Below are 16843 nucleotides of genomic sequence, written 5' to 3' on the forward strand. Positions count from 1 at the left end.
GCCTCAGCCCGCTGCCGCGATCATGCGCGCAGGCGCTGCGGTGGTGGTGTAGCTGCCGTCCAGGTACACCAGCGGGGTGATGCTGGCGCTGGTGCGGATGCGCAGGATGCGGCCAATGAAAATGGTGTGGGTGCCATAGGTCATGCGCCCGTCTTGGCGGCAAAGAATCGATGACTGCGCGTCGGCCAGAAACGGAATGCCTTCTTCGCTGGTCTGCCAGTCGCCGCGCTCGAAGCGTGCCTCGCCCTTGATCGCGCCGCTGCACAGGTGCGCCAGGTCTTGTTGCTCGACGCCGAGGATGTTCACGCAGAAGTCGGCGCCGTCCGCCAGGGCGGCATGCGGTGAGGCGCTGGTGTTGACGCAGATCAGCAGCGACGGCGGCTCGGTGCTCAGCGAGTCGACCGCAGTGGCGGCCATGGCGAAGCGCTGGGTGCCGTTGCTGGTACTGATGATGGTCACGGACTTGGCCAGGCGGCGCATGGCCTGGAGCATGTCGGCTTTGAGATTGTTGTTGTTCATCGCACGGCCTCTGGTTGGCTTGGAGTGCGATGAATTCTTGCAATCGGTGCAAGGCCCAACATCGTCCGAGGGGACTAGTCGAGCCACGCCGGCGCGGCATGGTCCGTTTGAGGGATGTTGGCCGTCGGGCGCCTTGCTTGAATGCCGGGGCAGAGGCCGGTTGCGCCTCTGCTGCACGCGCGCCCCGGCGGACGGGGTGATCAGAGGAGAACAACAACATGCTCAATCACGACCTGATACGCCAGCGTCTGGCCCAGCGCGCCCGCGAGCTGGTGCCGATCCTGCGTGAACGTGCCGCCCATGCCGCGCAACGTGGCCAGCTACCGGAAGAAACCCTGCGCGATTTCCACGACGCCGGGTTTTTCCGCATCCTTCAGCCGGCGCGCTGGCAAGGCTACGAGCTGCAGCCACGGGACTTTTTCGAGGTGCAGATGACCCTCGCCGAAGGCTGCATGTCCTCGGCCTGGGTGCTGGGGGTGGTGGCCATCCACAACTGGCAACTGGCGCTGTTCGACGACCGCGCCGCCGAGGATGTCTGGGGCCAGGATTCCAGCGTGCTGATTTCGTCGTCCTATATGCCGGTGGGCAAGGTCGAGCGGGTCGAGGGCGGCTTCAAGCTCAGCGGCCGCTGGGGCTTTTCGTCGGGCAGCAAGCATTGCCAGTGGGCCTTCCTTGGCGCCCTGGTGCCGCCGCAAGAGGCGGGCGGGGCGCCGGACTACCGGACCTTCCTGGTGCCGCGCAGCGACTACCAGATCATCGACAACTGGAATGTCATGGGCCTGGAGGCGACCGGCTCCCACGACATCCAGGTGAGCGATGCCTTCGTCCCGGAGTACCGCACCCACCGCGCTGCTGACGGTTTCATGCAGTACAGCCCGGGCAACGCGGTCAACAGCGCGCCGCTGTTCCGCCTGCCGTTCGGGCAGATCTTCGTGCGCGCGGTGTCGTCGTCGGCCATTGGCGCCCTGCAGGGCGCGATCGATCTGTTCGTTGAGCACAACCGCAGCCGGGTCGGGGTCAATGACGGGCGCAAGATGCTCCAGGACCCGGCGGCGCAAACCGCCCTGGCCAATGCCATGGTCTGCGTCGACGAGTGCCGCACGGTGCTGCTGCGCAACTTCGATTTCATGCTCAAGGCCGCCGAGGCCGGCGACGCCCTGGCCATGCAGACGCGGGTGAAGATGCGCTACGACTCGGCGCTGGTCGCCGACAAGTGCGCCAAGGCGGTGGCCGAGCTGATGTTCAACAGCGGCGCCTCGACGATTTTCTGCAGCCACGCCATCAACCGCGCCTTTCGCGACATTCATACCGGCCGCGCCCACGTTGCCAACAACCCGGCCAAGTACGCCTGGAACCTGGGCGGCGTGAGCATGGGCCAGGACAGCAGCGACTTCTTCCTCTGAAGCGCCAGATCACAGAAACCGGCTAGTCCGTTTGCGGGATTCGAGCGGCGCGGCGATCCCCGAGCATGGTGGCAAGGCGCGGGTCCCTGGCGCCGACCGAGCCGTTAACAAGAACAAGGATCAAGCATGAAATTCTCATTGATTTACGAAGCACAGACGGTGGACTCCAGCCGCGAAGGCGACCGCAAGATCTTCGATGACACCGTCGAGCAGGCAGTACTGGCCGACCAGCTCGGTTTCGACACCTTCTGGTGCGTGGAACACACCGCCCTGAGCAACTACTCGCACATGTCGGCGCCAGAAACCATGCTCGCCTTTGTCGCCGGCAAGACCGAGCGCATCGGCATCGGCCATGGCGTGGTGTGCCTGCCGCCGGCGATGAACCACCCGGTCAAGGTCGCCGAGCGCATCGCTACCCTCGACCTGCTGTCCAAGGGGCGGGTGCATTTCGGCGTGGGCAAGGGCGGTACCCAACAGGAGGCCGGCACCTTCGGCTACGACCTGGCGACCCTGCAGCCGCAGATCGATGAAGCCATGTACCTGATCCCGAAAATCTTCGTCCAGGACGAGATCGAGCACCACGGCGACTTCGTGCAGATCCCCAAGCGGCCGATCCATCCCAAGCCGTACCAGGACCCGCACCCGCCGATGTACCTGGCCTGCACCAACACCGAATCGCTGAAGAACGCCGGCGGGCGTGGCATGGGCGCGCTGGTGCTGGGTTTCGGCGGCCCGGAGGAAATCGCCAAGAAGGTCGAGGTGTACCACCAGGCCTGGGACAACCGTGACGCCAAGCAGCAGGTCGGCTTTCGCCCCAACCGCCACATCGCCGCGCTGTGCCCGGCCATCGTCCTCGACGACAACGAACTGGCGCGGCGCATCGGCATCCGTGGCCAGCGCTACTTCATGGAGTCGCTGGGCTACTGGTACGGCGGCGGCGAGCGGCCAGACCCGCAAAAGTGGAAAGACGACACCTACGTCGACGGCAACGGCCAGGCGGTGATCAAGTCGCGCTTTGCCTCCGAGGAAGTCAGCGTCGACTTCTCCGACCCGACCATGGCGATGATGAACCCCAACCATGCCTACGGCACGGTCGAGGACTGCATCGGTTACGTGCAACGCCTGATTGATGCCGGCGCCGACGAGATCCTGTTCATCTGCCAGATGGGCACGGTGCCGCAATGGGCGCAGCTGGAGACCCTGCGCAACATCGGCGAGAAGGTGATTCCGCATTTTCGCAAGCAGTGAGGTGAAAGCATCGCGGGTCAAGCCTGCTCCCACAGACCCGCGAAATTCACCCGATAGCGCTAGTCCCAACAGACGATGCCCGGCCTTGTGCAGCGGGCTTGAATAGCGCTCAACACGTCGATCAACGCGAGGACAACAAGCATGGATATCCGCGGCCTGGGTTACGTCACCCTGCTGTCCACCGACCTGGCGCAATGGCGTCATTACGCAACCCAGGTGCTGGGCATGATGGTGGCCGGCGAGGGCGCTGACAGCGCCCGGCTGTATCTGAAAATGGACGATCGCCCGTACCGCCTCCTGGTGTTGCACAGCGACCAGGACAGCTTCGGCGCCTGTGGCTGGGAGCTGGCCGGCGAGGCCGCCTTCGAGCAGGCAATCGCCGAGCTGCAGCAGGCCGATATCGCCGTCGAGCGCGGCAATGCCGCCCAGGCCGAGCTGCGCAAGGTCCAGGCGGTGGCGCAGTTCTGCGACCCGGACGGCAACCGCCACGAACTGTTCTGGGGCCCGCGCCAGGATTTCGCCCGCTTTGTCTCGCCGGTGGCAGTCAAGGGCTTTGTCACCCATGAGCTGGGCATGGGCCACGTGGTGCTGCCGGCGCCAACCTTTGAGCGCTGCCGTGATTTTTATCAGCGGGTCATGGGCTTTGGCCTCTCGGACCTGATGAAAGTGCGCTTCACCCCTGACCCGGGCGAGCCGGAAAAGCGCATTCATTTTCTGCACTGCAACAATGGCCGTCACCACTCCCTGGCGATCTTCGAATGCCCGGTGCCCCATGGCTGTGTGCACATGATGGTCGAGGTCGACGGCCTCGACGAGGTCGGCCGCGCCCTGGACCGCATGCACGCCCACGGCGTCAAGCTCTCGGCCACCCTTGGCCAGCACACCAACGACCAGATGGTCTCGTTCTACATGAAAACCCCTTCAGGCTTTGACCTGGAGTACGGCTGTGACGGCCTGGTGGTCGACTGGAACCAGCACACCCCCTTCGAAAGCACGGTGGTCAGCCACTGGGGCCACGACTTCAGTGTCGGCCGCCCATGAGGACAACGATGATGGACAAACAAATGACCACGGCGCAGATGGTCGGCCAGCTGCGCGACGGCATGACCCTCGGCATCGGGGGCTGGGGCCCGCGGCGCAAGCCTATGGCGCTGATCCGCGAGATCCTGCGTTCCGACCTCAAGGACCTGACTGTGGTCGCCTACGGCGGTGCCGATGTCGGCATGCTTTGCGCCGCGGGCAAGGTGAAGAAGCTGGTGTTCGCCTTCGTCTCGCTCGATTTCATTCCGCTCGAGCCGTACTTTCGCAAGGCCCGCCAGGACGCCGCCATCGAGGTCATGGAGATCGACGAAGGCATGCTCCTGCTCGGCCTGCGCGCGGCGGCCATGGGCGTGCCGTTCATTCCCACGGCGGTCGGCCTGGGCACCGATGTGCTGCGCCACAACCCGCAAATCAAACTGGTGGCCTCGCCCTATGCCGACGGCAAGGACTGGGTGGCGATGCCGGCGCTTGACCTCGACGCGGCGCTGATCCACGTCGACCGTGCCGATGCCCGCGGGGTCTGCCAGATCAGCGGCCCCGACCACTACATGGACGATCTGTTCGTGCGCGCCGCCCGCCACAGCTACGTGACCTGCGATCAGCTGGTCGACAGCGACTACTTCCACAGTGCGCCGGAGCGCGCGCACCAGGTGTTCTGGGAGCGCAACCTGACCACCGCCGTGGCCCATGTGCCGGGCGGTGCGCACCCCTCGTCATGCGCGCCGCTGTACGGTTTCGATGTGCCGCATTTGAAGGCCTACACCTCCTCGGCCCAGGCCGAGGAGGGCTGGCAGGCCTATGTCGAGCAATTTGTCGCCTGCTCCCACGAGCAGTACCTGGAACAGGTCGGTGGCCTGGGCGCCATCCGCCAGCTTCCCCTGCCGGTTTTCTAAGCGAGTTTTCTATGACCACGCCAGCTACGACGTACAGCCTCGCCGAACTGATGATCTGCGCCGCCTCCGAGGCCTGGCGCGACGACGGTGAAGTCCTGGCCACCGGCATCGGGGTGATCCCGCGCCTGGCCGCCTCCCTGAGCATGCTGACCAGCAACCCGCAGTTGCTGATGACCGATTCCGAAGCCTACATGGTCGCGGAACCTGTGCCTCTCGGCGCACGCAACGGCTATCAACCCAAGCGCGACAGCTGGATGGGTTTTGCACGGATTTTCGACAACGTCTGGGGCGGCAAGCGCCATGCCCTGGTCGGCCCGATCCAGATCGACCGCTTCGGCCAGGCCAACCTCTCGTGCATCGGCGACTATGCCCGGCCCAAGGCGCAGATGCTCGGGGTGCGCGGCCTGCCGGGCAACTCGATCAGCCATGCCAACTCGTTCTTCGTGCCCAGCCACAATCGCCGGGTGTTCGTCGAAGGCGAGGTCGATATGGTCTCCTCGATCGGCTACAACCCCGCGCGCCTGGCCCGAGGCTGGGCGCTGGATGAGGTGGATATCCGCCTGATCGTCACTGACCTGTGCGTCCTCGATTTCCACGGCCCGCAGCACCAGGTACGGATCCGCTCGCTGCACCCGGGGGTGAGTGTCGATGAGGTGCAGGACAACACCGGCTTCGCCTTGCAGGTGGACGCCGATTGCCCGGTTACTGCCGCGCCCAGCGAGGCGCAGTTGCAGCTGATCAGGCGCCTCGACCCGCACAACCTGCGGGCCAGCCAGTTGAAAGACAACCCCGCCGGCCAGCGCAACCTGCGTTGAGCCAGGCCCGGGCAGTACGCCTTGCCGGAGTAGCAATCGATGAGCGAACAGAACAATAACAACCAGGCCGAGGTGGTGCTGTACGAGGTCCGTGGCGCGGTGGCCATGGTCACCATGAACCGCCCGCAGTACCACAATGCGCAGAACTCGCGCATGACCTACGCGCTGGACGCGGCGTTTCGCCGGGCCTGCGCCGACGACGCGGTCAAGGTCATCGTGCTGTGCGGGGCCGGCCGGCATTTTTCCGCCGGTCACGACATCGGCACCCCGGAGCGCGACGTCAACCAGAGCTTCGAGCGCGTCAGCCTGTGGTACGACCACGTCGACAAACCGGGCGGCGAGTTTCTCTATGCCCGCGAGCAGGAGGTGTACCTGGGCATGTGCCGGCGCTGGCGCGAGATGCCCAAGCCGACCATCGCCATGGTCCAGGGCGCGTGCATTGCCGGCGGCCTGATGCTGGCCTGGGTCTGTGACCTGATCGTCGCCAGCGAGGATGCCTACTTCACTGATCCGGTGGTGCGCATGGGCATCCCCGGGGTCGAATACTTTGCCCACGTGCATGAGCTCAACCCGCGGATCGCCAAGGAATTCCTGTTCATGGGCACGCCGATGCCGGCGCCGCGGGCCTACCAGATGGGCATGGTCAACCGCGTGGTGGCGCGCGAGGCCCTGGAGCCGGAAACCCTGGCCATCGCCGAGCGCATCGCGCAAATGCCGCGCCTGGGCCTGCAGCTGAGCAAGCAGGCGGTGAACAACGCCGAGGATTTGATGGGCAAGCGCGCGACCATGGACATGGTCTTCGGCCTGCATCACTTCGCTCACGCCCACAACGAGCTGGTGTCCGGCGACCGCCTGGGCGGTTATGACGCCCGCGCCATGGCCAGTGCCCAGCGCAAGCCGGAGGGGGTGTAAGCATGACGGTCTGCTTGCAAACGCCGCTCACCGAACTGTTGGGCTGTCGCTACCCGATCATCCAGACCGCCATGGGCTGGGTCGCCGAACCGCGCCTGGTGGCGGCCACCGGTAACGCCGGCGGCTTCGGTTTTCTTGCCGGCGCGACCATCGAGCCGGCACGCATGGAAGCGGCGATCGTCGAGACCCGGCGCCTTAGCGACCAGCCGTTCGGGGTCAATTTTCACATGTACCAGGCCAATGCCGCCGACATCGTCGAGCTGGTGCTTCGGCACAAGGTCAAGGCGGTCAGCTACAGCCGTTCGCCGGGCAAGCAGATGATCGCCCGGCTGAAAGATGCCGGCGTGGTCTGCATCCCCACCGTTGGCGCCCTCAAGCATGCGCAAAAGGCGGTGGAAATGGGCGCCGACGCGGTGACCATCCAGGGCGGCGAGGGCGGCGGCCATACCGGCGCGGTGCCGACTTCGCTGCTGCTCGGCCAGGTGGTCGAGGCGCTCAAGGTGCCGGTGGTCGCCGCTGGCGGCTTCAAGGACGGTCAGGGCCTGGTCGCCGCCCTGGCCTATGGCGCCGCCGGCATTGCCATGGGCACACGCTTTTTGATGAGCGCCGAAAGCCCGGTGCCGAGTGCGACCCTGGCCCGCTACCTGGCAGTCAACGACCCGGCGGCAGTGATCGTCAGCCGCGCCATCGACGGCATGCCGCAACGGATGATCCGCAACGAACTGCTCGATGCGCTGGAAGCCAGCGGCGGCCTCAAGCGCTGGTTGCTGGCGCTCAAAAGTGGCCTGGCCTACCGCCGCCACAGCGGCACCAGCCTGGCGCAGTTGCTCGCTAGCGCGCTGAAAATGCGCGGCAGCGGCGAGCTGAGCGCGGCGCAGGCACTGATGGCCGCCAACGCGCCGATGGTGATCCAGAAGGCCATGGTCGACGGCCTGCCCGCCGAGGGTGTACTGCCGGCCGGGCAAGTGGCAGCGAACATTCACAGCCTGCCCAGCTGCGCCGAACTGATCGCGCAGATCGTCGGTGACGCCGAAGCGCGCCTGGGAGAACTGAGCCGCCGTATTTCATGAAGGGGAAGGGCATGAGCACATTTAGCGTCAGTATTGACAACGGCATTGCCGAGCTGGTCTTCGACCGGCCACCGGTGAATGCTTTCGACTGCAAGGGCTGGGCGGCAATCGCCAGCGCCATTGAAGCGCTGGGCAGCGATGCACAGGTGCGGGTGATCGTCATCCGCGCCGAAGGCCGTGGTTTTTGCGCCGGGGTCGATATCAAGGAACTGGCCGCCGACGGCAACCTGATCGTCGCGGTCAACAAGGGCAACTACGACAGCTTCAAGGCCATCCACCGCAACCCGAAACCGGTGATCGTTGCCGTGCACGGCTTTGTCCTTGGTGGCGGCATCGGTATCTGCGGCGCCGCCGACATCGTCGTCGCCGCCGACTGCGCACGCTTTGGCGTGCCCGAGGTGGACCGTGGCGCCATGGGTGGCGGTGCCCACCTGCAGCGCCTGTTCCCGGTGCAGAAGGTCCGTCACATGTACTTCACCGGCGAGATGATCGACGCCGCCGAAGCCTACCGCCTGGGCGCCGTCGAGCGGGTGGTCAAGCGTGAGGCGTTGCGCGACACCGCGCTACAGATCGCCCGCAGCATTGCCGCCAAGAGCCCGGCGATGATCGCCCTGGCCAAGGAGGCGCTTAACGGCATCGAGGACGGCAATCTCGAAGACAAATACCGCTGGGAGCAGGGCTTCACCCTCGAAGCCTACCGCACCCAGGATTCCCAGGAAGCGCGTGACTCGTTCGTCGAGAAGCGCGATGCCCACTTCAACGGCTGAAGGTACTGCGATGGACCTGACTTACACACCGGCGCAACAGGCCTTGCGTGCCGAGGCCCGGGCCTGGCTCGCGGCCAACGTACCGGCGCAAGCGTTGCAATCGTTCGACACCGAGCTCGGTTTTGCCCAGCACCGGGCCTGGGAGGCCCGCCTCAATGAAGGCCGCTGGGGCATGGTCACCTGGCCGACCGAACTCGGCGGGCGCGGTTGCGACCTGATCGAATGGCTGATTTTCGAAGAAGAGTACTACCGCGCCGGGGCGCCGGCACGGGTCAACCAGAACGGCATCTTTCTGCTCGGCCCGACCCTGATGGAATACGGCAGCGAAGCGCAGAAAGCGCGCTTTCTGCCGCGCATGGCCACCGGCCAGGACATCTGGGCCCAGGGCTGGTCGGAGCCGGGCGCAGGTTCCGACATGGCGGCGATCCGCTCCCGCGCCGAGCGGGTTGGCGACCACTATGTGATCAACGGCCAGAAAACCTGGTCGACCCGCGCGGTCTGGGCCGACTGGCTGTTCGGCATCTTTCGCACCGACCCCGATTCCCAGCGCCACCACGGCCTGACCTTCATCCTGTTGCCGCTCGACAGCCCCGGCATCAGCGTACGGCCAATTGCACAGCTCAATGGCTTGCCGGGCTTTGCCGAGATCTTCTTCGACGACGTCAAGGTGCCGGTAGAGAACGCCCTGGGCGGCGAGGGCATGGGCTGGCACGTGGCGATGTCCACCGCAGGTTTCGAGCGCGGATTGATGCTGCGCTCGCCCGCGCGCTTCCAGGAAACCGCCCGGCGCCTGGTGCAGTTGTACCTGGACAACCGTGAAGCTGCCGACCGCGACCCGGCGATTGCCGAGGCGGTGATGCGCGCCTGGCTGGACGCCGAGGCCTACACCCTGGCGACCTACATGAGCGCCTCGAAACTGGGCAAGGGCGGCAAGATCGGCCCGGAATCCTCGACCAACAAGATCTTCTGGTCGGAGCTCGACCAGCGCATGCACGAAACCGCCCTGAGCATCCTTGGCCTGCGCGCCGAACTGCTGCCCGAGGCACCAGCCGCCGGCGATGTCGGCCAGTGGCTGGATGGCTTCCTGTTTGCCCAGGCCGGGCCGATCTATGCCGGCACCAACGAGATCCAGCGCAACATCATCGCCGAGCGCATGCTCGGCATGCCTCGCGCCTGAGGAGCAGACCATGGACTTTAGTTTCAACAGCGATCAATTGCTGTTCCAGGACAACGTGCGCAGTTTTTTGCTCAACGAAGTGCCCCCGGAACGCCTGCGTGAACTGTGCCAAAGCGACAGCGGGCGCTGCGATGCGCTGTGGGGGCAACTGGTAGACCTGGGCCTGAGCGCCATCACCGTGCCGCAAACCTGCGGTGGCATGGGCATGAACGAGCTGGATTTCATCCTCCTGGCCCAGGAGTGCGGTTACGCCGGGCTGCCCGAACCGCTGGTCGAGACCATGCTGGTGGGCGTGCCGCTGCTCGCGGGTGTCGACGCGCCGCGCCGCCAGCATTGGCTGGCGCAGGTTGCCGAGGGCCAGGCGCGCCTGGCGGTGGCCGAGCCGGGCAACCCGCTGGTCAGCGATGCGCATGTGGCCGGGCTGCTGTTGCTGGCCCATGGCGACGAGGTGCATGCCGTGGAGCGCAGCGCAGTCAGCCTGACCCGCAATGTGTCGGTCGACCCCAGCCGCCAGTTGTTCCAGGTGCAGTGGACGCCGAGTGCGTCTACTTGCGTTGCCAGCGCTGAGCAAGGGCGGCAGCTGTGGGCTGATGCCTTCAACCGCGGCGCCCTGGGCAATGCTGCGCAACTGCTGGGGCTGGCCAAGCGCATGGTGGATCTGGCGGTGGACTACAGCTTCGAGCGCAAGCAGTTCGGCAAGCCGGTGGGCTCGTTCCAGGCGGTCAAGCACCTGATGGCCAACGTCGCGGTGCACATCGAATTCGCCAAGGGCCCGCTGTACCGCGCCGCCCATGCCGTCGCCCACAACCTGCCGGGCCAGGCCGTGCAAGTGTCGCACGCCAAGCTTGCCTGCGCCGAAGCAGCGGCGCTGGCGGCGAAGAACGCCATTCAGGTGCATGGCGCCATGGGTTACACCTGGGAGGTCGACCTGCAGCTGTTCATGAAGCGTGCCTGGGCCCTGGACAAATGCTGGGGCGACCGCGGCCTGCACAAGGCGCGGGTGCGTACCGCGCTGTTCGAAAGCGGCCTGGCGATTGGCGCCGGCAGCACCTTCTGATCCTGTTTCCTGTTGAGGTAGAGCATGCCTGAAGCCTATATCGTCGACGCCCTGCGCACCCCCACCGGGCGGCGCAAGGGCGGCCTGAGCCAGATCCACGCCGCCGACCTGGGCGCCCATGTGCTGCGCGCGCTGGTCGAGCGCAACGGCATTCCCGAAGACGACTACGACGACGTGATCTTCGGCTGCGTCGACACCATCGGCCCGCTGGCCGGCGACATCGCCCGTACCAGCTGGCTGGCGGCGGGCCTTTCGCAAGTGGTGCCCGGCACCACCATCGACCGCCAGTGCGGCTCGTCCCAGCAGGCCGTGCACTTTGCCGCGCAGGCGGTGATGAGCGGCACCCAGGACGTGGTGATCGCCGGTGGCGTGCAAACCATGACCCAGATCCCGATTTCCTCGGCCATGACCGCCGCCGAACCCCTGGGCTTTAGCGACCCGTTCAGCGGCTCGACAGGCTGGGTGCGGCGTTACGGCGCGCAGCCACCGACCCAGTTTCGCGCGGCGCAGATGATTGCCGAACACTGGCGGCTGAGCCGCGCCGAGCTGGAAGCCTATGCGCTGGAGTCCCATCGGCGGGCCCTGCATGCCATCGAACAGGGGTACTTCGAGCGCGAGATCGTGCCGCTGGCAGGGGTCGAGCACGACGAAACCCCGCGCCACACCAGCCTGGCGAAAATGGCCGAGCTGGAATACCTGTTTGGCTGCGAGCGGGTCACGGCGGCGGTGTCGAGCCAGACCTGCGACGCCGCCAGTGCGCTGTTGATCGTCTCGGAGGCGGCCTTGAAGCGCTACGGCCTGACGCCGCGGGCGCGCATCCATCACCTCAGCGTGCGCGGCGACGACCCGGTATGGATGCTCACCGCACCGATCCCGGCCACTGCCCATGCGCTCAAGCGTGCCGGCATGACCCTGGCTGACATCGACCGGGTGGAAATCAACGAAGCCTTTGCTTCGGTGGCCATGGCCTGGCTCAAGGAGACCGGCTACCCCCATGCGCAGACCAACGTCAACGGCGGCGCCATTGCCCTTGGCCACCCGCTGGGCGCCACCGGCACGCGGCTGATGTGCAGCCTGCTCCATGAGCTGGAGCGCAGTGGCGGGCGCTATGGCCTGCAGACCATGTGCGAAGGCGGCGGCCAGGCCAACGTGACCATTATCGAGCGCCTTTAGGCGCCAGCAACCACACAGGGGAGAGCGACAATGCACAGCTGCGAGAACCGCGTAGTGATCATCACCGGCGCCGGCGGCGGGCTCGGCCGCGCCTATGCCCAGGCTTTTGCCAGCGAAGGCGCGAAAGTGCTGGTCAACGACATCAACCGCGATGCGGCCCAGGCCGTGGTCGAACAGATCCAGGCGGCAGGCGGCGTGGCCGTGGCCAACAGCGACGACATCACCCGCTATGACGACGCCGGGCTGATCGTGCGCCAGGCCATCGAGACTTTTGGCGGCCTGGATGTGCTGGTCAACAACGCCGGCATCTGCCGCGACCGCATGTTCGCCAGCCTCACCGAGGCCGACTGGGATGCGGTGATGGCCGTGCACCTCAAGGGCCACTTCTGCCTGGCCAGCCATGCCGTGCGCTATTGGCGCGAGCAGGCCAAGGGCGGCGCCAGGCTCACTGCGCGGATCATCAACACCAGCTCCGGCGCCGGTTTGCAGGGCTCGATTGGCCAGGCCAACTATGCCGCGGCCAAGGGCGGGATCGCCTCGCTGACCCTGGTGCAGGCGGCGGAGCTTGGGCGCTACGGCATTACCGCCAACGCCCTGGCCCCGGCGGCGCGTACCGGCATGACCGAAGCGGTGTTTGCCGAGGTGATGAAGCGCCCGGAGCAGGGCTTTGACTACTTTGCTCCGGAGAACGTCGCGCCGCTGGTGGTGTGGTTGGGGTCGGCGGCGTCCCAGGCGGTGACCGGGCAGATGTTCGAAGTCGAGGGTGGCAAGCTGTCGATTGCCGATGGCTGGCGGCGCGGGCCCCAGGTGGACAACCAGGGCCGCTGGGCGCTGGCTGAGGTGGGTGCGGCGGTGCAGCAACTGCTGGCCGAGGCGCTGCCGGCGCAGAAAGTCTATGGCAGTTGATTGAGGTTGTGCGCCGCTTAGGCGGGCCGCGCCATCCGTGAGGGTGGCGCGGCTTTTTTGCGTTACCCGTCTTGAAGGCACTGCCAATCCTGTGGGAGCGGCGGTACGGCGACCCGACTTGACCCGCGATCGGCCGCACCCCAGGCGCATCGGCCATCCGGACTAGGCGAGGCAAACGATTCTGCCGCCCGCGCATCTGGCCACACTCGCCGGTACTTCCGCCAGACGAGTAAAAGGCGCCGCGATGGAATTTGCATTCAGCGACGAGCAGGAAATGATCCGTACTTCGGCCGAGGGCTTTCTCGCCGATGTCTCCCATTGCGCCGCCGTGCGCGCAGCCATGGTCAGCGACAAAGGCTATGACCCGGCACTCTGGCAGCGCCTGTGCACCGAGATGTACTGGCCGGCGATCCACATCCCCGAAGCCTACGGCGGCCTGGGCCTGGGCTTTGTCGAGCTGAACATCCTGCTCGAACAGATGGGCCGGCGGCTGTTCTGTTCGCCGTTTTTCGCCACCGCCTGCCTGGCCACACCCGCTTTGCTGCTGGCCGGCAACCAGGCGCAGAAAAGCACCTGGCTTGCGCCTATCGCCGAGGGCCGTCTTACCGCCACCCTGGCCTTCACCCGCGGCAGCGGCTGGGCCGCGGAGGATATCCAGGCCAGCGCCAGCGCCGAAGGCCAGGGTTTTGTCGTCGATGGCCTGTTCGGCCAGGTGATCGATGGCGACAGCGCCGGGCTGTTGATCGTCGCCGCGCGCACGCCCGGCAGCAGCGGTGAATCTGGCATCAGCCTGTTCGCCGTCGAGGCCGACCGTGACGGTATCGAGCGCCAGTGGCTGCCGACCATGGACCAGACCCGACGCTTGGCGCGTCTTGAGTTCAACCGCGTGTACCTGGGCCCCGAGGCGCTGCTGGGCGAGGTCGGCAACGCCTGGCCGACCTTGCACAAGGTGCTGCAACTGGCCTGCATCGGGCTTGCCGCCGAGCAGGTCGGCGGCGCCCAGCAGGTGCTCGACCTGAGCGTTGCCTACATGCAGGAGCGCCAGCAGTTCGGCCGCCCGATCGCCAGCTTCCAGGCGCTCAAGCACCGCGCCGCCGACATGATGCTGCAGGTCGAATGCGCGCGCTCGGCCAGTTACTACGCCGCCTGTGTCGCCCAGGAAGTGCTCGACCCCGACGGCGACCCGCAGGTGGCCGCCGAGCTGCCGCTGGCCGCCGCCCTGGCCAAGGCGCAGTGCTCGCACAGCTATTTTCACTGTGCGGCGGAGTCGATCCAGCTGCATGGCGGCGTCGGCTTTACCTGGGAATACGACCCGCACCTGTATTTCAAGCGTGCCCGCGCCAGCGAGAGCTACCTCGGCGCGCCGGCCTGGCATCTGCAGCAGATCGCCACGCTGATCATCGGAGAGCAGCCATGAAGCTCAGTTTCAGTGAACAGGACGAGCAGTTTCGCCAGGAGGTCGCCGGCTGGCTGGCCGCCAACCTCTGCGGCGAGTTCGAGCCCCTGCGTTTTCGCGGCGGCCCGGGTGATGAGCACATGTTCCCGCAGCAGCGCAAAGCCTGGGAGCGCAAGCTGGCCGAGGGCCGCTGGACCTGCGTCGGCTGGGCGCCGGAGCATGGTGGCCGGGGCCTGTCGATCAGCCAGCAGGTGATCTTCCACGAAGAATACGCCCGTGCTGGCGGCCCCGGGCGCATGGGCCATATCGGCGAAGGCCTGGCCGGGCCGACCATCGCCGCCTTCGGCAACGACGAGCAAAAGCGCCGCCTGCTGCCCGCTATCGTCAGCGGCACGCAGTTCTGGTGCCAGGGCTACTCGGAACCGGGCGCAGGCTCTGACCTTGCCAACGTCAAGACCCGCGCCAGCCTTGAGGGCGGCAGCTGGGTGATCAACGGCCAGAAGGTCTGGACTTCGCTGGCCCATGAGTCGGACTGGTGCTTTGTGATCGCCCGTACCGAACCTGGCAGCGTCGGCCATCGCGGCCTGTCGTTCCTGCTGGTGCCGATGGCCCAGGCCGGCATCAGCGTGCGGCCGATCGAGCAGATGACCGGCACTTCGGAATTCAACGAAGTGTTCTTCGACAACGCCCGCACCGACGCCGCCAACCTCATCGGGTCGCCTGGCGATGGCTGGAAGATCGCCATGGCCTTGCTCGGTTTTGAGCGCGGGGTTTCGACCCTTGGCCAGCAGATGCAGTTTGCCAACGAACTGAACGAGATCATCGCCATCGCCAAGGCCAACGGCGCAGCCCGCGACCCGCTGCTGCGCCAGCGCCTGGCCGAAGCCTGGTGCGGCTTGCGGATCATGCGCTTCAACTCGCTGCGCATGCTCTCCGGCGCCCAGGACGGCGCGCTGCGCAAGGAGGCGACCATCTACAAGCTGTTCTGGTCCAGCTGGCACGCCAACCTCGGCAAGCTGGCCATGGACGTGCTCGGCCCCGACGCCGAACTGCTCGAGGCCGCGCCCTACCAGTTGACCCGTTTGCAATCGCTGTACCTGTTCAGCCGCGCCGACACCCTGTACGGCGGCAGCAACGAGATCCAGCGCAACATCATCGCCGAGCGCGCCCTGGGCATGCCCAAAGAACCGCGCCTGCGTCCCTGACCCAAGGAGTTAGTCGATGTCCACCCCCAACTATGTAGCGGGCCATGGCCTGTTGCGCGGCAAGTCCGTGCTGATCACTGCGGCGGCAGGTTCCGGGATCGGTTTTTCCGCCGCCTTGCGCGCCGCCGAAGAGGGCTGCCGGGCCCTGATGATCAGTGATATCCACCAAGGCCGGCTGTTTGAAGCCGTGGCAAAGATTCGCCAGGCCACCGGGCTTGCCGAGGTCTTCGGCGTGCTCTGCAACGTCACCGACGAAGCCCAGGTGCAGCACCTGGTGAGCTGCGCCGAGCGCGACCTGCACGGCGTCGATGTGCTGATCAACAACGCCGGCCTCGGTGGTTCGCGGGCGCTGGTGGAAATGCCCGACGAAGAATGGCAGCGGGTCCTCGACGTTACCCTCACCGGCACCATGCGTATGACTCGCGCCATGCTGCCGAAGATGATGGCCCGGCGCGCCGGGGTGATCGTCAACAACGCCTCGGTGCTTGGTTGGCGGGCCCAGAAGGAGCAGTCGCACTACGCCGCAGCCAAGGCCGGGGTCATGGCCCTGACCCGTTGCGCGGCGGTCGAGGCGGCCAGTCACGGCATCCGCATCAATGCGGTCAGCCCGAGCATTGCCCTGCATGATTTTCTCGCCCGCTCGGCGCCCCAGGCAGTGCTCGAGCAACTGGCGGCCAACGAAGCCTTCGGTCGCGCCGCCGAAGTCTGGGAGGTGGCCAACGTGATGATGTTCCTGGCCAGCGACTACAGCTCGTACATGACCGGCGAAGTGCTGTCGGTTTCCAGCCAGAGGGCCTGAGCATGACGCGCCTATTCGACACCCCGCACGCGCTGCAAGACGCCGTCGGTGAAGTCCTGGGGGTCAGCGACTGGCTGCTCATTGACCAGGCGCGCATCGACCTGTTCGCCGAGGCCAGTGGCGATCACCAGTGGATTCATGTCGACCCGCAACGCGCCGCCAGCGGCCCGTTTGGGGCCTGCATCGCCCACGGTTACCTGAGCCTGGCGCTGGTCAACCTGTTCCTGCCGCAGATCGTCGAGGTGCGCGGCATCGCCATGGGCGTCAACTACGGCTGCGAGCGCGTGCGGTTTCCCAGCGTGGTGCCGGTGGGTTCGCGGGTGCGCGGCCACGCCCAGCTGATCAGCGCCGAGCAGGTCAAAGGCGGTGTGCAGGCGCTGATCCGCGTCAGCGTCGAGATCGAGGGCCAGCAGCGCCCGGGTTGTGTGGTCGACACCATCAGCCGTTATTACCCCGCCTGAG

General features: G+C 66.4%; 17 protein-coding genes. 16 read left to right on the top strand and 1 reads right to left on the bottom strand.

Going from position 1 to position 16843, the window contains the following annotated elements:
- Positions 1–3: 3 nt before the first annotated feature.
- Complete coding sequence (locus LOY22_RS09875; protein ID WP_195883615.1) at positions 4–519, bottom strand: flavin reductase family protein; 516 nt, start codon at positions 517–519, stop codon at positions 4–6.
- Positions 520–737: 218 nt separating this feature from the next.
- Between LOY22_RS09875 and LOY22_RS09880 the strand changes: the two genes are divergently transcribed.
- The 16 genes from LOY22_RS09880 (at position 738) to LOY22_RS09955 (ending at position 16842) form a co-directional block, all read left to right on the top strand.
- Positions 738–1922 (top strand): flavin-dependent monooxygenase, encoded by a 1185-nt coding sequence (locus LOY22_RS09880; protein WP_258597269.1) that lies wholly within the window; start codon positions 738–740, stop codon positions 1920–1922.
- Positions 1923–2048: 126 nt separating this feature from the next.
- Positions 2049–3170 carry an LLM class flavin-dependent oxidoreductase gene (locus tag LOY22_RS09885; protein ID WP_045201622.1) on the top strand — a complete coding sequence of 374 codons (1122 nt, stop codon included), beginning with the start codon at positions 2049–2051 and terminating at the stop codon, positions 3168–3170.
- A gap of 141 nt (positions 3171–3311) precedes the next feature.
- Positions 3312–4211, top strand: coding sequence for a VOC family protein (locus LOY22_RS09890; protein ID WP_093384794.1), 900 nt, complete (start codon positions 3312–3314; stop codon positions 4209–4211).
- An 11-nt stretch (positions 4212–4222) separates the two neighbouring features.
- Positions 4223–5104, top strand: coding sequence for a CoA transferase subunit A (locus LOY22_RS09895; protein WP_258597795.1), 882 nt, complete (start codon positions 4223–4225; stop codon positions 5102–5104).
- A gap of 11 nt (positions 5105–5115) precedes the next feature.
- Positions 5116–5919 carry a CoA-transferase subunit beta gene (locus LOY22_RS09900; protein WP_093384790.1) on the top strand — a complete coding sequence of 268 codons (804 nt, stop codon included), beginning with the start codon at positions 5116–5118 and terminating at the stop codon, positions 5917–5919.
- A 39-nt stretch (positions 5920–5958) separates the two neighbouring features.
- Entirely contained in the window at positions 5959–6831 is an 873-nt protein-coding gene (locus LOY22_RS09905) for an enoyl-CoA hydratase (RefSeq protein WP_045201616.1), read from the top strand.
- Positions 6832–6833: 2 nt separating this feature from the next.
- Positions 6834–7901 (top strand): nitronate monooxygenase family protein, encoded by a 1068-nt coding sequence (locus LOY22_RS09910; RefSeq protein ID WP_258597272.1) that lies wholly within the window; start codon positions 6834–6836, stop codon positions 7899–7901.
- Positions 7902–7912: 11 nt separating this feature from the next.
- On the top strand, positions 7913–8668 hold the full coding sequence (locus tag LOY22_RS09915) for an enoyl-CoA hydratase family protein (RefSeq protein ID WP_093384780.1): 756 nt from the start codon (positions 7913–7915) through the stop codon (positions 8666–8668).
- Positions 8669–8678: 10 nt separating this feature from the next.
- Positions 8679–9845, top strand: coding sequence for an acyl-CoA dehydrogenase family protein (locus LOY22_RS09920; protein ID WP_045201610.1), 1167 nt, complete (start codon positions 8679–8681; stop codon positions 9843–9845).
- A gap of 10 nt (positions 9846–9855) precedes the next feature.
- Positions 9856–10902 carry an acyl-CoA dehydrogenase family protein gene (locus tag LOY22_RS09925; protein WP_258597275.1) on the top strand — a complete coding sequence of 349 codons (1047 nt, stop codon included), beginning with the start codon at positions 9856–9858 and terminating at the stop codon, positions 10900–10902.
- 24 nt (positions 10903–10926) lie between these two features.
- Positions 10927–12075 carry an acetyl-CoA C-acetyltransferase gene (locus LOY22_RS09930; RefSeq protein ID WP_258597277.1) on the top strand — a complete coding sequence of 383 codons (1149 nt, stop codon included), beginning with the start codon at positions 10927–10929 and terminating at the stop codon, positions 12073–12075.
- 30 nt (positions 12076–12105) lie between these two features.
- On the top strand, positions 12106–12981 hold the full coding sequence (locus tag LOY22_RS09935) for an SDR family oxidoreductase (RefSeq protein ID WP_195883624.1): 876 nt from the start codon (positions 12106–12108) through the stop codon (positions 12979–12981).
- 244 nt (positions 12982–13225) lie between these two features.
- A complete protein-coding gene (locus tag LOY22_RS09940) occupies positions 13226–14398 on the top strand; it encodes an acyl-CoA dehydrogenase family protein (protein ID WP_045201602.1) in 1173 nt (390 codons plus the stop codon).
- Positions 14395–15582, top strand: coding sequence for an acyl-CoA dehydrogenase family protein (locus LOY22_RS09945; RefSeq protein WP_093384760.1), 1188 nt, complete (start codon positions 14395–14397; stop codon positions 15580–15582). Before LOY22_RS09940 ends, LOY22_RS09945 begins: the two co-directional genes overlap by 4 nt.
- 16 nt (positions 15583–15598) lie before the next feature.
- Entirely contained in the window at positions 15599–16381 is a 783-nt protein-coding gene (locus LOY22_RS09950; protein ID WP_213601818.1) for an SDR family oxidoreductase, read from the top strand.
- A 2-nt stretch (positions 16382–16383) separates the two neighbouring features.
- On the top strand, positions 16384–16842 hold the full coding sequence (locus tag LOY22_RS09955; protein ID WP_093384752.1) for a MaoC family dehydratase: 459 nt from the start codon (positions 16384–16386) through the stop codon (positions 16840–16842).
- Position 16843: the final 1 nt, after the last annotated feature.

It is taken from the genome of Pseudomonas sp. B21-035, from assembly GCF_024748945.1.
In the GTDB taxonomy this organism is placed as follows: Bacteria; Pseudomonadota; Gammaproteobacteria; order Pseudomonadales; family Pseudomonadaceae; genus Aquipseudomonas.

Excerpts from the sequence above, each read along its gene's own strand:
- LOY22_RS09935 (WP_195883624.1), top strand. The coding sequence starts at position 12,106 with ATGCACAGCTGCGAGAACCGCGTAGTGATCATCACCGGCGCCGGCGGC.
- LOY22_RS09875 (WP_195883615.1), bottom strand. The coding sequence starts at position 519 with ATGAACAACAACAATCTCAAAGCCGACATGCTCCAGGCCATGCGCCGC.
- LOY22_RS09905 (WP_045201616.1), top strand. The coding sequence starts at position 5,959 with ATGAGCGAACAGAACAATAACAACCAGGCCGAGGTGGTGCTGTACGAG.
- LOY22_RS09895 (WP_258597795.1), top strand. The coding sequence starts at position 4,223 with ATGGACAAACAAATGACCACGGCGCAGATGGTCGGCCAGCTGCGCGAC.
- LOY22_RS09925 (WP_258597275.1), top strand. The coding sequence starts at position 9,856 with ATGGACTTTAGTTTCAACAGCGATCAATTGCTGTTCCAGGACAACGTG.
- LOY22_RS09945 (WP_093384760.1), top strand. The coding sequence starts at position 14,395 with ATGAAGCTCAGTTTCAGTGAACAGGACGAGCAGTTTCGCCAGGAGGTC.
- LOY22_RS09950 (WP_213601818.1), top strand. The coding sequence starts at position 15,599 with ATGTCCACCCCCAACTATGTAGCGGGCCATGGCCTGTTGCGCGGCAAG.
- LOY22_RS09915 (WP_093384780.1), top strand. The coding sequence starts at position 7,913 with ATGAGCACATTTAGCGTCAGTATTGACAACGGCATTGCCGAGCTGGTC.
- LOY22_RS09910 (WP_258597272.1), top strand. The coding sequence starts at position 6,834 with ATGACGGTCTGCTTGCAAACGCCGCTCACCGAACTGTTGGGCTGTCGC.
- LOY22_RS09955 (WP_093384752.1), top strand. The coding sequence starts at position 16,384 with ATGACGCGCCTATTCGACACCCCGCACGCGCTGCAAGACGCCGTCGGT.
- LOY22_RS09900 (WP_093384790.1), top strand. The coding sequence starts at position 5,116 with ATGACCACGCCAGCTACGACGTACAGCCTCGCCGAACTGATGATCTGC.
- LOY22_RS09930 (WP_258597277.1), top strand. The coding sequence starts at position 10,927 with ATGCCTGAAGCCTATATCGTCGACGCCCTGCGCACCCCCACCGGGCGG.
- LOY22_RS09890 (WP_093384794.1), top strand. The coding sequence starts at position 3,312 with ATGGATATCCGCGGCCTGGGTTACGTCACCCTGCTGTCCACCGACCTG.
- LOY22_RS09880 (WP_258597269.1), top strand. The coding sequence starts at position 738 with ATGCTCAATCACGACCTGATACGCCAGCGTCTGGCCCAGCGCGCCCGC.
- LOY22_RS09940 (WP_045201602.1), top strand. The coding sequence starts at position 13,226 with ATGGAATTTGCATTCAGCGACGAGCAGGAAATGATCCGTACTTCGGCC.
- LOY22_RS09885 (WP_045201622.1), top strand. The coding sequence starts at position 2,049 with ATGAAATTCTCATTGATTTACGAAGCACAGACGGTGGACTCCAGCCGC.
- LOY22_RS09920 (WP_045201610.1), top strand. The coding sequence starts at position 8,679 with ATGGACCTGACTTACACACCGGCGCAACAGGCCTTGCGTGCCGAGGCC.